Raw genomic sequence first — 13,476 nt, forward strand, 5'->3', positions numbered from 1 at the left:
TTTTAGCTGATTTGATTTTTGTAGGGGAATTAACATTAAGATATAATATTATTTAGAATTTATTTAAAGATAATTCTCTTATTTATTTCAAATACATTTAGAATACTACAAAATATACAAATGTCTATATAAATTACTCTCACATTTCGATAAAAACTTTTTAAGAAAAACCAATACTATATCAGTTTCTATTTTTATTCTTTATATAAACTTTTTTACCAATCTGGCTATATGAAAAAAATAATTATAAATCCTAACAAGAAATAATTTTTGAATCTTATAAGCGTAAAGATATAGTCGCCTTTCTCGATTTAAATATTTATGTTCTTCAACAAATGAGATTGCATCTTTAGTATAACAATGTTCCATTATTCGTTTCAATTCTTTTTTTTTCTCTTTTGTATTCCATATACAATCTTTATGAAACATATTGAAATTAATACATATCTCCACACTATTATAGAATCTTTTATTTAAATACTCATCATAACGAGAATCTTCAAGTTTCCAATAATTGCATAGGTTCTCGAAATGAGAACGAACTGAAACATATATATCAAAACGATCTTCAATAAAGTGAGAACGGGTATTCCCTATATTATAAATAAAATAGGTATATAGTATCTTTTGTGAAATATATGCCTTTTCAAGATATAAATACAACTTCAAATTGAAGACTTCATCTTGCTGAATACGTTGATCTTCATAAATTATATTATGTTTTTCTAAAAAAGACCGTCGGTAAAATTTATTCCAAGGAAAGCCATTTCCATTTTTTGTTAATAAAATAGTATCAACATATATTTGTTTCAATTCTTCATTACTATGAATCTCTTGCTCAACAAAAGTAATCTCATCCCTAATATTATTTCTGCCGACCTCGATTGTGGAAAATCCAAATAAAATGAAATCCACCTGTTTTTCTTCCATTATTCGAACATTATAGTCCAATAATTCTTTATCTGCCAGATCATCAATATCAAAGAAATAGATATACTTGCCACTTGCTTTACTCATTCCTAGGTTTCTGGCACTTCCTGCACCACCATTTTTTTTATGGTAAACTTTAATGCGCTCTTCTTTTACGCTCCAATAATCACATAATTCCCCACTACCATCTGTAGAACCATCGTCAATCAATAATATCTCTAAGTTTGCGTATGTTTGAGAAAGGATATTATTGATCCCTCTATCTATGAATTTTATTACATTATAAATAGGGACTATTATAGAAACTAATGGCTCGAAATTAATAAGTTCTTTCATATCACAAGTTTTATATAATTTTAATCTCACATAAAATCTGAGTTAAGATTCTTATTAATTTGAGGATAATAACCTATTATTGCTAACAGCTGTATATCATTCTCCAATTTATTACTTTGATATAAGGATTCGTTTTGGGATGATGATAATTCATATAGCTTTGATAAATTATTTTCTATTACTTTTATTTTTGTCCCGTTTAATATACACATACTCCATATCCAAATATCATCAGCCTTAGGAGATAGCCGCATAAATATTTGATCATTGCACACATTATTATGGAATAGATCTTTTGTGAAAATGATTCCAGAACCGCTGGTGCCAAAATTGAAATACGATTCTTCGTGCCCATTATATGAATAATTCCAATTTTTATAAGAATCAATACAGCCATCAGCTTTTCTTCTTATCATATGGGCTCTATGACAGTTTAAAACATATGGATTTTTCAAATATGCTTCATACAGTAATTCTAGCCAATTTGGTAAATAAAATAAATCATCATCTGCTGTTACAATTATATCTTGAGGATATTTTCTCAAAGTCGGCACTATTTTTTTATATGATTTAATATCTTCACACCATTCAATGGTAAGTCCAAAATTGCATAATTTCAGCAAATTGTCGGGCAGATCCTTTTCCTTATTAGGAAATTGCTCTGATGCAAGCCATAAGATCACTTGATCTGGCTTTATGGATTGACAGAGGAGGGTATTGATTGTATGATGAATATTATTAATCCTTGCAGGATAAGATGTCAATGATACAATTAATTGTTTATCACGTTTTATCAATGTAATTCCAGATTCCGAAACTTTTCTATAAAAAGAGGGGTGCTTAGAAAAGTTATTCCGAATCTTATGTTTTAAATTAAAATATTTTAATATCGTTCTTAAGTAACCGCGATATAATATTATTGGTAAAAATATATTTCTGGATATACAATATTCCAATATATATTGTTTTTTACTTGTAATATTAGGGTCAGAGGCAAGGAATCTTGAAGATTGAGGCGAAATTAATGGATAGCGTTTCAATTCTTTCATTTTTACCTTTAAAGAGAGCATTTGACGTTTGTTTGCTAATATTCTCCAATATAAGTATGGTTCAAATACAGATAAAACACCTTCTTTTGAAAAAAAATCAATAATAGACTGAATATTAGATATTTTATCTGTTATCTTCTTCCAGGTTACAGCATTATGAGATGTAATTGATAAATCATTACATTTATTATAAAAATAAAAAGGCTTGTTAATATAACTAAAGGAGTTGGCGAAATAAAATAGTTTAACAGTCATATAAAAATCTTCTGCATAGTTCAAGTTTTCTACACATCGGATTCTGTGTTTGTTGTATATACTTCTCTTAACCAATGTGTTGAATAGCATTGTATAATCTTTCAATAAATACGCTTGAATAAGCGCATTTTTATTAGAGTTATTAGTTACAGCAGATTGGTAGTCGTATTTATCAGGAAATACAAATGCATAATCGCACCATACCATATCGATTTTATTTTCATTAGTCTCTTTATACATTCTTTCATACATTAGCGGATCGACCCAATCATCACTATCAACCCATGCTATATATTCTCCTCTTGCTTCATCTAACCCCAGGTTTCTAGCAATACTTACACCCTCATTTTTTTTATGGAAAACTCTCACCCTTTTATCTTTTTCAGCAAACTTATCACAGATAATACCGCTACTATCAGTGCTGCCATCATCTATCAATAAAACCTCAAAATCAGTAAATGTTTGATTAATTATACTATTAATACAATTAATAAGATAGTATTCTGAATTATATATTGGTACGATAATTGATATCTTTGGTTCCATAATTATCATAATATTTTTCGATTCCATGTGATATTTTTTTTAACAATAATTGCAGGATTACCCACCGCAATACAATTAGCAGGTATGTCTTTAGTACAAATCGACCCATAGCCAACAATAGAGTTGTCACCAATAGTACAGCCCTTTAATATTGTAACAGATTGACTAATCCATACATGGCTTCCAATTATTACATTTTTAGGGAGATTGATTCGCTTATTTGCTTCATTAATAACAGAATGGGCATCAGAAGTTCGAATTAATATATTGCTACTAAGCATGCAATCGTCTCCTATATAAACAGAAGAGGAATCTTCTTGAGCTATTATTTTACACTCTCGAATAGTTGTTTCTTTTGAAATCTGTATGCGAGCATTATTTCCCACTACTTGAAACTGTCCTTTTCGGATAACAATATTGTCTCCCAAAATAATTTTTGAGTTATCTCCAAATATTGATAAAGAAGATTGTTCTATTACACAATTCTTGCCGATTTCTACAGATGAGTTATTCCCGTATACTCTTACTGCAGATCCTTTTTTCAAAGGGCTACAAATTGAAATTGTATTATTAAGACCTTTAGACTTTACAGGAACTAATAATAAAAATAATTTATGAAATAACAATCGTATGTACATATAGTAAGTATAAAAAATCATGCATTTATAGATGTTGCTCTAAATTAGAGATATATCTTGTTTTTATTTTACTCTATTTATTATAGTATTTTGTTTTTAACAATGCCAATAAAAACACTCGCTGCTTTTTATCTAACATAATAAAATAAGTTCCAGATATCAATGATGAGGTCGAAACTATACAAATAAATAATAAACGTATAATTCCAGGTTGTATATAAATATAAATCTGTAATGAAAGGATTGAGGCTATAACTGTTATTATAAAAGGCTTAATAATACTGTCATAAAGATAATGACTCACTAAAAACTGGGGACTTAATCCTTTTAAAAGAGAAAGATTTGAAATAATAATAACAACCATCATAACGCAGCTACATACATAAACTACATTAGCAGAATATCCTGATTTCAAAAAGAAATAAGATAAAGGTATCACAAATAAAAAAAAAGTTCCTGTGATTACACTAAGCCTTTTTATATCTCCAGTTGCATGAATTCCAATAGTAACTACAGAATTTATCAGCCCCAAGCAATTTAAGATAAGAATAATGCGACAGAAATCTACAGTATATTCTGGTACAATTCCTAACCAGAGTTTTAAAACGAATTCAACTTCGAACATTAAAGGTATTGTTAATAATAAGAAGAACAGAAGGGAGTATTTTGTCGCATTTATTAATAATTCGTGAAAAGAAAGCCATTCTCTAGTAGAATATTTTTTTATGATCTGAGGACGATAAGCCATTAATATATTATTAGCCAGTCCCAAGACAACGCCATTGACTGTAATTGCTATACTATTCGCTGCATTAAGAATTGTCCCAAAGAAAATATTTAATAAAATATTAGTCCCTTGAGTGCGAGCTACTACACACATATTCCCATACAAGTCCCATCCTGAAAATGATAGCATCGGCTTCAATATTTCTTTATTCCATGTAAAGTTAAATTTACACTCTTCAAACTTCTTCAAACAATAAATCCGATAAGTAAATGCAATAATAACAGAAACTAAAAATACCAATATTGCATAAAGTATTAATTTATCACAATCTCCAATTACTAAAAGATATACAATCAATAGTTTCAAAACGACGTTAGCTATTTCAACGTATGCATACACATCCATTTTCTCATGAGCGATAATACTTGCATTATAAGGAACCTGAGTTATCGTAATCATTGTAGACAATACTGAAAATTGATAAACCCAAATTGCAGCAGTCATCCGTCCTTCTGGTATCACTAGCTTGTTATAAACAAACCATAAACCTATTGTTTCAGCAAGGATAAATACAAATAAAGCAATCCCGATATGAATAATTAAGGCTGAACTAAAAGTCTCTTTTAACCTTAAATGGTTGCCTTGTCCCATTTCATACGTCAGAAAACGAGATGTCGCTCCACTCATAGAGGCATTGAGAAAAGAAAACATTGTAACAACCCCTCCTACAACACCATATACGCCATAATCCTCTACACCTAATGTATTCAATACCACGCGTGATGTATACAACGAGACCACCATAGAAAGCAGCATCCGAATATACAACATCACAGTATTTTTTGCTATTCGCTTATTATTAGATATTTCAGACATTAATTTTTCTTATAGTACATAATGGCTTAAAATAACTCTACTTCTCCCCATACCCATAAGCCTTCCCGTATCCATACTTATAATTCCTATCCAAAGAAGAACCATTATAAACTAAATACATATTATTCAATTTATCTTCCTCTTTCTGTGCATTTATAAAATTGATGGCAGTTTTAGGAGTCACTTCATTTCTTACAACATAGAGAGATAAATCGACAGCCTTATTTATAAGATAAGAATCGGAAACTAATCCTACCGGTGCCGTATCTACTATTAAAATATCATATTCTTGTTTCGCTTCAACAAAAAACTTCTCTAACGCCGGACTCATCAATAACTCATTCGGATTTGGAGGTACAACCCCTGACACCATAACATCCAGACCTGAACATATTTTAGTTTTATGGATCACACTCCTCCATCCTCTTTCAGGTTCTATCAAATAGTTTGTTAACCCGGCCTCATAAGTCAGATTTAAATATTCTTTCAGTTTGGGCTGACGGATATCTGCACCAACCAATAAAACCTTCCTGTTTGATACTGCAAAAGCAAGAGCCAGATTTATACTAATAAAAGATTTTCCTTCTCCTGAAATTGTCGAAGTAACAGCTATCATTTGATTGTTTCTGTATTGGAGTGCCATATCCAGATTATTCCTAAGTGATCGGAACATTTCTGTTATTGCTGAATTTGGCAAATTGAGAACAACCAAATCGTCTGCTGACTTATTTTCACAAATTTCTCCTATAATACTTGCTTCTGACAGTTTCTCTAATTCGTCTCTGCCTCTTAGATGTGTTCTAAACAGGTTTAATAGGTATATTACAACGATAGGAATTATAAAACCTAAAGCTAATCCTATCAATATTATCATTCTTGAATTTGGAGCAATAGGCCCCACGCCAAACTGAATAGAAGATATGGTACGGGCTTTTTCCGAATTTGATGCTATAGATAAATTAGTCTCCTCTCTTTTTTGCATCAAAAATAAGAATAAGCTTTCTTTTATTTGTTGTTGCCTCACCTTCTCTATTAACCCCTTCTCTTGCTGAGGAACTGAACGAACACGTGAAAGATTAGATTTTGATTGTCGCATAAAATCTTGTTTAGATATCTCATACGATTTTTTTACATTGCTTATAGACTGCGATATACCGCTGCGCATTGTATTTATCTCATCAGCCAATCTTATCCGCGATGGGTTTTCTTCTCCTGTTCCTTTCAGCAACAAATCATTACTCAATATTTTTGAGTTATATTCTGTAATAATTTGTGACAATGCTGCATCTGTAATACCTAAATTAGGAACCACCTTAAACTTATTTGCAGGATCATTTACAAATCTTTCTACTAATGAGATTATATTCAATTGTGTTTCGATCTCTTGTAGCCGTTGTTCATTTTGTCCTGTTTGCTGTATAAAGAGTGCGGCTTCGGAACTTAAATCAGTAATATTATGCTTTTGTTTATAATTTACAACCTCGTCTTCAGCACCTTCCAGTTCTTCGGAAATTTGCTTCAACCGCTCATTTATAAATAAAGATGTATTGTAAGATACCTCATTATTCGTTCTGACATTTTGCTCATTGTATTGTTTTATCAATTCTTTGACTATGGCTATGCCTTTATCTGCATTGTAGCTAATCATGCTTATATCCAGAATGGTTGAGTTCTTATTGGTATGGTTGACAGATAAGCCTCCCGACACACTAGCTATAGCTGATAACTTCCGGTTAATTATTATATTATATTTTGCTTCATCTTTGGCTGGCTTTCCTGTTAAAGTGATGTGCAGGACCGAAGAGTCGCTATCTAAAGAAAGAGATAATGGGAAATCTTTTTCTGATAGCTTTTTATTTATCTCATGTTCTTCACCATTGCTTAAAACACAGTTCCCTACGACCTCGTATTCTGCTCCCTGTTTCTTTATGTCAATATTCGCAATAGGGCTTTTATTAGAAGCAGATTCCATTTCTGCATGGAACGGAGATTCCGAATATATCTCTGTTTTTTTGAAGAAACTGTCTACATAATAAGATGTCGTTAAGTTTAAAGAATCAACGACATTTGATATTAAATCTGATGATTTAAATAACGCAATTTCATTATCCAGATTATTTATAGTAGGCATCATCATTAGAGCATTTAAATCCGGCCCTTTAGAACTACTAGATTTTCGACTCTTCTCATCATTCAGAAGAATAGACAACGATGGATTGTATTTTTTAGGTGTGGTCAGAACCTGTATAACAGCAATGCTTAGGCACACAAAAACAGACAAGAGAAACCATTTCCAATGTCGTATATACTCGAAAATAATGTCTAAGACAAAAGATATATCATTATTTTCTTCAAACTTTTTATTTTCAATCTTTTGCATACCTGTTTATCGAAGAATAAGTGTAACAATAGAGATAATTAAAGACACGGAAGATATTGCTAAACCTTCAATTCTTCCAAAGCGGGATTCATTACCTTTACTTTTATTAGTTTCCACATAAATCTTATCATTTTGTTGCAAATAATAAATATCATTATTTGCCAAAAGGTCTTCATTCTGAAGGTTAACACGATAGGTCTCAAGATTGCCGTTTTCTTTCTGGCGAATCAATAAAACGTTACTTCTCTTCCCGTATATTGTCATATCTCCGGCTGATGCCAAAGCATCGAGAATAGTCATCTGTCCATTATCTGATTTATAAATACCCGGGCTGGCAACTTCCCCCAGTACCGCAACCCTAAAATCGAGGAAACGCACATCTATAATAGGTTTCTCCGCGATATATTTAGGGTATATCAATGATGCGATATACTCTTTGACTTCATCGATTGTCATTCCTCCTATTTTAATCTTGCCTAAAACAGGGAAATTAACTACACCATCTTTGTCTACCACATAACTGGACGATCCACCACTACCACCAGAAGGGCTTTGGGATGAACTTGTAGCTGTTGGCGCTGCTGCTTGTAAATTAAAATCATTTGCTGCTCCCGGAATAATAGAATTAACCGAAATGCTTATCATATCATTCGGCATAATCTTGGGTTCATGATTTTTTAACGAGTAAAGTGCTGTGTCAATTGTCGATGTTTCTGCATTTTTGAAATAGGGTAAATCTTTATATGCATTACAAGAACTAAATAGTAAAGAACTTATTATTAACGCAATAACAATAAGAGAAGAAATAATCTTTTTCATTAAGATGTTTATTTATTCAAAATTCGGCTGTAAAATTAATCAATTTTTCTATAAAATAACTCTTTTTCAGAAGAATAAGGTTTTTTACTCTATTTTGATCATCCCCGATAAATATCTCTTTGCAAGCCCCTGTTTATGCCGGATATTTTAGCAAAGAGTAATTCGGTTTTGGAAATTCCAAAGAAATGGACCTGGTTATTTAATATTAATTAAGAATTTGGGCTGCTTCTTTTAGATATTTCCATATATTAAACCACAAAACGAAGAAAATGTTTAACAAAAAAGGCTATAAGTTACCTCATAACCTTTTCTGTTGTCCATATATGCCTGTTTTACTTTATGTTATCTACGGCCTCTGAAATTTTTAAAAAAATATCTTCCACTGTGCCAATTCCTTTTATCGGAACTAGTTTTCCTGTTGTTTTATAGTGTTCTTTCAGTGGAGATGTTTGATTTTTATATACATCCAGCCTCGACTTGATTGTTTCCAGATTGTCATCCGAACGCCCCGATTGTTGTCCGCGTTTGATTAGGCGGTCTATCAGCTCAGGTTCTTCCACTTCAAGGCTTACCACAATCGAAACTTCCTGCCCTCTTTCTTTCAGCATCTTTTCCAATGCTTCGCTTTGAGGAATTGTACGCGGAAATCCATCGAAAATTACTCCTGCCGCATCTTTTTTGCTGTCGAGCACGTTCGCCAGCATACCAATTACCACATCGTCGGGCACAAGTTGTCCCTTTGCGATATAATTCTCTGCGAGTTTTCCTAGTTCTGTGCCATTTTTCATTTCAGCACGCAAAACGTCGCCTGTGGAAATATGTGCAAGATTGTATTTCTTTATCAAATTCTCACTTTGAGTTCCTTTACCTGAGCCCGGAGCTCCAAAAATAATGACATTCAACATTTTCTTAGTATATTATTTATGATTGTTTTAGCTTATAGATATTAGGGAGGTTACGCCCGTAACCATCATAGTCGAGTCCGTAGCCTACAATAAAATCATTCGGAATTTCTAATGCGACATAATCCGGATGCACGGAATATTTCAACACATCGGGCTTCAGTAACAATGTTGTTACCAATAATTCCTTCGGCTCATCATCCATCAGCTGATCCAGAATCAGGTTCATGGTATATCCGGTATCTACAATATCTTCTACTATAACTACCGTGCGCCCTTTTATATCTTCTTCAAGCCCATATATTTCCTTAAGCTTTCCGGTCGACTTAGTTCCCTTGTAAGAAGACATTTTTACAAATGAGATTTCGCTGGGGATAGAAATTCGTTTCATCAACTCCGAAGCGTAGATAAAAGAACCATTCAGCACACAGACGAACAGAGGGTCTTTATCTGCTAATTCTGCATTCATCTTTTCGGCAACAGCATCTATAGCCGCTTCTATTTCTTCTTGAGTAAGAAACAGTTCAAATTCTTTATCTTTGATTTTTACAGTTTTCATAAGAAAACTTCTCCTGTTTAATTTCAGACTAAAATACAAAAATAGAATAATTAGATTAATTAACGATCAAATAGTCATTAAAAAAGTCGGAAAGTTATTTACTTGTCCGACTTAAAGCTATATGAGTATTACTTTACTGGCTTACTGTCTTTTTTAGCAATACTGTTTCTATCGCTTCTTTTAGCGCAGGTTTGGGTAACGCGCCCTGCGCCATTTGTGGAGTGCCATCCATTGGTACGAACAAAAGGCTTGGAATGCTGCGGATGCCAAACATGGCCGCAAGTTCTTGTTCCTCTTCCGTATTTATCTTATAGATATAGATTTCACCATCATATTCGGCTGCCAGTTCTTCCAATACAGGGGCGATAGCCTTGCATGGTCCGCACCAATCGGCATAAAAGTCGATCAAAGCAGGTTTGTCGCCAAGGTATTTAAATTCATTGGGATTGGCCTCATAGTTGGCTACTTTATTCAAAAAATCTATTTTGTTTAAATGTATTGTTTTCATTTTGTTCTCCTTTTCTACTGTTTTGGTTTGTTCTTGTTGATTTTCTTTTGTCTGTCCGTTGCAACCTCCAAGTACCAAGGTAAAGACAAACATTGTAAATAAGACTTTCTTCATTTATTTTCCATTATTTCTTTTCCCTCCTGCCGCACTTCCTCGTTGGCTGCCATCTGGCAATATCCGGTAATGCAACACGACGAAAAAAACGTTGTTGATAATATAACAAATACCATGCCCTTAATCCGTGTCGGCTGGCTTATCTTTTTCTTCATTCTTATCACTTTTCTTCAATAAGCTGAACAGCAAGCTACCCATGACAGCACCCCAAACCGTACTGTTGACCGGCGATGCGGTAATGGCACAAGTCCCGCTGGCACAACCTACGAAGTACCAGTAAAGATACCCTGTTGTAGCGCCTGCAATGGCGCCTGCTATGTACGTCCAATTGCGCTTAAAGATACTTACTATTTTATTCATACCCATTACGTTTTTAGATAAATAAATTAACATTAGCATTTTCAGCCCTGTCGAGATATGCGGCAACACCTCCCACTGTTATACCATCCATCAGTTCTTCTTTTTTTATCCCCATTACGTCCATCGACATAGAGCAGGCTATAAACTCCACACCGCTTTCTTTGGCTTGTTGCATCAAGGTTTCGAGGCTGTCTATATTCTTGTCCTTCATTATTATCCGCATCATTTTGCTGCCCATGCCACCCATATTCATCTTCGACAAGCTAAGCTTTTTGCTGTTCGATGGCAACATAAACCCAAACATCCTGCCCATCAGGTCTTTCTTTACATTCGGCTTATCCTTCTTTTTTATCACATTCAACCCCCAGAAGGTAAAGAACATACTAACCTTTTTGCCCGATGCCGCTGCTCCGTTGGCTATCACAAAAGACGCCAAAGCCCTGTCCAGATCGTCGCTAAAGACTACCAGTGTTTTGTCTTCGCCCTTCGGCATAGATAAGTTTCCTGCTTCTTTTGCCTGTTTTTCGACCGTAGCGGTGATAACTCCGCCCGAATTGGCCATGCCAATCACTTTTGCGCCTACCATTCTCGACCATCCGTTCAGGTCTTCGCCGAAAGCCTGGTCTGTAACCTTTATCTCCAGGCGGTCGCCATCAGCTATCTGGTCATAGTTCTTCTTTAGCTGCATTATGGGGCCGGGGCATTGCAAGCCGCAGGCATCTATCTTAATCGTTTTCATTTCTTTCAAAGCATCGTTGTTTTTCGCACCTGTATTTTCTCCCATTATTATTTCTTCTGCCGGCAAGCCCGCAGTGTCTTCTGTTGCAACCGAATAGGTCTGATATCCACCCGATAGGCTGTAGATATCGGAGTATCCATGTTGCAGCAATATCCGCGCAGCCAGATATCCGCGCAAGCCAACCGCGCAATAGGTTACCACCTTTCTGTCTTTGGGTATTTCGCTCAAATGCTCCCTGATTTTATCAAGAGGGATATTGACTGCGCCTTCTATATTGCCAAACGCAAATTCTTCTTCTGTCCTTACATCTATAATATATACATCCTGCTTTAATGCCTGCAATTCGTTCCACTGGATTATATTGACTTTTTTCCTTAAAATATTATCAGCAACAAATCCGGCAATGTTTACAGGGTCTTTCGCCGACGAGTATGGAGGGGCGTAGGCGTGTTCTATCTCCTGCAAATCGTATATTGTGCCTCCCTTCCGTATTACTTCGGCAAAAAGGTCGATTCGCTTATCCACTCCGTCGAAACCTACTGCCTGTGCGCCTAATAGCTTCCCATCTGCGGGCGAGAAGTTGATTTTGAGAGACAGTGGCAATGCTCCGGGATAATAACCTGCGTGTGAGCCGCCATGCGTATATGATTCGATATGCGGTATGTTTTCTCTGTTCAGCAGTTTTGAAGAAGCTCCTGTAGCTGCTACCGTCAAGTCGAAAACTTTTGCTATAGACGTGCCGATAGTTCCGTTGTATTTATATTTATTTCCCTCGGTAATGTTGTCGGCAACTATGCGTCCCTGCTTATTGGCGGGACCTGCAAGGGGGATGAGCGAATGTTTGCCTATTACGGGATTGAATACTTCGACAGCATCGCCTAATGCATAAATATCCTTGTCGGATGTCTGCATATATTCGTCCACCTTGATGCCGCCTAACGAGCCGATATCTAGTCCCGCCTCGCGCGCCAGCCTTGTCTCGGGGCGGACGCCAATGCTCAGGATAACCATGTCGGCATTCAAAGAGCCATTTTTCTCCAATAAGACTTTAATGCTTTCGCCTTGAGGCTCAAATCCTGTGACTCCTTCTCCCAGATACAGGGATACGCCTTTCTGCTTCAACTGCCTGTGTACCATCGCCGCCATTGCAAAATCGAGTGGCGCCATCACCTGATCGTTTTTTTCCACAACCGAGACTTGCAACCCGGCTTTATGCAGGTTTTCCACCATTTCCAACCCGATGAATCCGCCACCGATAACTACCGCCGATTTTGGTTTAAGCCTATCCAGATAGCCTTTGATTGCATCTGTATCCGGTACATTACGCAACGAAAAAATACGCTGGTTATCTATTCCGGGTAATGGGGGCTTAATCGGTTCTGCACCTGTGGAAATCACCAGCTTGTCATACGTTTCGTTATATGATTCACCGGTCGATAAATTGGTTATTGTTACATATTTATCTTTCGGGTTGATGCCAGTCACCTCCGATTTTACCCGTACATCAGCCTTGAAACGGTTTTCAAACCCTTCTGCTGTTTGCACAAAAAGCCTGTCCCTGTCGCCTATCGTGCCACCTATATAATATGGCAGGCCGCAATTAGCATACGAGATATATTCTCCTCTTTCTATAAGTACTATTTCGGCATTCTCATCTTGTCGCCTTAGCCTTGCCGCAGTTGTTGCGCCTCCGGCTACTCCTCCTATTATTAATATCTTCATTGTTTTTATTGTAAAT

The 13,476-nt window shown here is 35.2% G+C and carries 12 protein-coding genes; all 12 read right to left on the reverse strand.

Annotation, left to right across the window (positions count from 1 at the left end):
• Nucleotides 1–201: 201 nt before the first annotated feature.
• Nucleotides 202–1,266, reverse strand: a complete 1,065-nt coding sequence (locus tag D0T57_RS07690; protein ID WP_163272520.1) for a glycosyltransferase — start codon at nucleotides 1,264–1,266, stop codon at nucleotides 202–204.
• Nucleotides 1,267–1,292: 26 nt separating this feature from the next.
• Entirely contained in the window at nucleotides 1,293–3,116 is a 1,824-nt protein-coding gene (locus tag D0T57_RS07695; RefSeq protein ID WP_163272522.1) for a glycosyltransferase, read from the reverse strand.
• 5 nt (nucleotides 3,117–3,121) lie between these two features.
• Nucleotides 3,122–3,661 (reverse strand): acyltransferase, encoded by a 540-nt coding sequence (locus D0T57_RS07700; RefSeq protein ID WP_163272524.1) that lies wholly within the window; start codon nucleotides 3,659–3,661, stop codon nucleotides 3,122–3,124.
• 166 nt (nucleotides 3,662–3,827) lie between these two features.
• Nucleotides 3,828–5,357: a polysaccharide biosynthesis protein gene (locus D0T57_RS07705; RefSeq protein WP_163272526.1), complete on the reverse strand. Its 1,530-nt coding sequence runs from the start codon at nucleotides 5,355–5,357 to the stop codon at nucleotides 3,828–3,830.
• A 37-nt stretch (nucleotides 5,358–5,394) separates the two neighbouring features.
• On the reverse strand, nucleotides 5,395–7,737 hold the full coding sequence (locus D0T57_RS07710) for a polysaccharide biosynthesis tyrosine autokinase (RefSeq protein WP_163272528.1): 2,343 nt from the start codon (nucleotides 7,735–7,737) through the stop codon (nucleotides 5,395–5,397).
• 6 nt (nucleotides 7,738–7,743) lie between these two features.
• Nucleotides 7,744–8,556: a polysaccharide biosynthesis/export family protein gene (locus tag D0T57_RS07715; RefSeq protein ID WP_163272530.1), complete on the reverse strand. Its 813-nt coding sequence runs from the start codon at nucleotides 8,554–8,556 to the stop codon at nucleotides 7,744–7,746.
• A 332-nt stretch (nucleotides 8,557–8,888) separates the two neighbouring features.
• Nucleotides 8,889–9,461 (reverse strand): adenylate kinase, encoded by a 573-nt coding sequence (locus tag D0T57_RS07720; protein ID WP_163272532.1) that lies wholly within the window; start codon nucleotides 9,459–9,461, stop codon nucleotides 8,889–8,891.
• A 16-nt stretch (nucleotides 9,462–9,477) separates the two neighbouring features.
• The gene (gene hpt, locus D0T57_RS07725; RefSeq protein ID WP_163272534.1) at nucleotides 9,478–10,017 is read right to left on the reverse strand and encodes a hypoxanthine phosphoribosyltransferase; all 540 of its coding nucleotides are present in this window, start codon (nucleotides 10,015–10,017) and stop codon (nucleotides 9,478–9,480) included.
• Between the two features lie 133 nt (nucleotides 10,018–10,150).
• Nucleotides 10,151–10,639 (reverse strand): thioredoxin, encoded by a 489-nt coding sequence (gene trxA / locus D0T57_RS07730; RefSeq protein ID WP_163272536.1) that lies wholly within the window; start codon nucleotides 10,637–10,639, stop codon nucleotides 10,151–10,153.
• Nucleotides 10,636–10,794: a hypothetical protein gene (locus D0T57_RS07735; RefSeq protein WP_163272538.1), complete on the reverse strand. Its 159-nt coding sequence runs from the start codon at nucleotides 10,792–10,794 to the stop codon at nucleotides 10,636–10,638. The genes trxA and D0T57_RS07735 overlap by 4 nt, the downstream gene beginning before the upstream one ends.
• Nucleotides 10,760–10,999: a DUF6132 family protein gene (locus D0T57_RS07740; protein WP_163272540.1), complete on the reverse strand. Its 240-nt coding sequence runs from the start codon at nucleotides 10,997–10,999 to the stop codon at nucleotides 10,760–10,762. The genes D0T57_RS07735 and D0T57_RS07740 overlap by 35 nt, the downstream gene beginning before the upstream one ends.
• Nucleotides 11,000–11,012: 13 nt before the next feature.
• Nucleotides 11,013–13,460, reverse strand: a complete 2,448-nt coding sequence (locus D0T57_RS07745) for an FAD-dependent oxidoreductase (RefSeq protein ID WP_163272542.1) — start codon at nucleotides 13,458–13,460, stop codon at nucleotides 11,013–11,015.
• Nucleotides 13,461–13,476 lie beyond the last annotated feature (16 nt).

The organism is Dysgonomonas sp. 511 (genome assembly GCF_010501105.1).
GTDB lineage: Bacteria > Bacteroidota > Bacteroidia > Bacteroidales > Dysgonomonadaceae > Dysgonomonas.

Excerpts from the sequence above, each read along its gene's own strand:
- D0T57_RS07690 (WP_163272520.1), bottom strand. The coding sequence starts at position 1,266 with ATGAAAGAACTTATTAATTTCGAGCCATTAGTTTCTATAATAGTCCCT.
- D0T57_RS07695 (WP_163272522.1), bottom strand. The coding sequence starts at position 3,116 with ATGGAACCAAAGATATCAATTATCGTACCAATATATAATTCAGAATAC.
- D0T57_RS07705 (WP_163272526.1), bottom strand. The coding sequence starts at position 5,357 with ATGTCTGAAATATCTAATAATAAGCGAATAGCAAAAAATACTGTGATG.
- D0T57_RS07710 (WP_163272528.1), bottom strand. The coding sequence starts at position 7,737 with ATGCAAAAGATTGAAAATAAAAAGTTTGAAGAAAATAATGATATATCT.
- D0T57_RS07715 (WP_163272530.1), bottom strand. The coding sequence starts at position 8,556 with ATGAAAAAGATTATTTCTTCTCTTATTGTTATTGCGTTAATAATAAGT.
- D0T57_RS07720 (WP_163272532.1), bottom strand. The coding sequence starts at position 9,461 with ATGTTGAATGTCATTATTTTTGGAGCTCCGGGCTCAGGTAAAGGAACT.
- hpt (WP_163272534.1), bottom strand. The coding sequence starts at position 10,017 with ATGAAAACTGTAAAAATCAAAGATAAAGAATTTGAACTGTTTCTTACT.
- trxA (WP_163272536.1), bottom strand. The coding sequence starts at position 10,639 with ATGAAGAAAGTCTTATTTACAATGTTTGTCTTTACCTTGGTACTTGGA.
- D0T57_RS07735 (WP_163272538.1), bottom strand. The coding sequence starts at position 10,794 with ATGAAGAAAAAGATAAGCCAGCCGACACGGATTAAGGGCATGGTATTT.
- D0T57_RS07740 (WP_163272540.1), bottom strand. The coding sequence starts at position 10,999 with ATGAATAAAATAGTAAGTATCTTTAAGCGCAATTGGACGTACATAGCA.
- D0T57_RS07745 (WP_163272542.1), bottom strand. The coding sequence starts at position 13,460 with ATGAAGATATTAATAATAGGAGGAGTAGCCGGAGGCGCAACAACTGCG.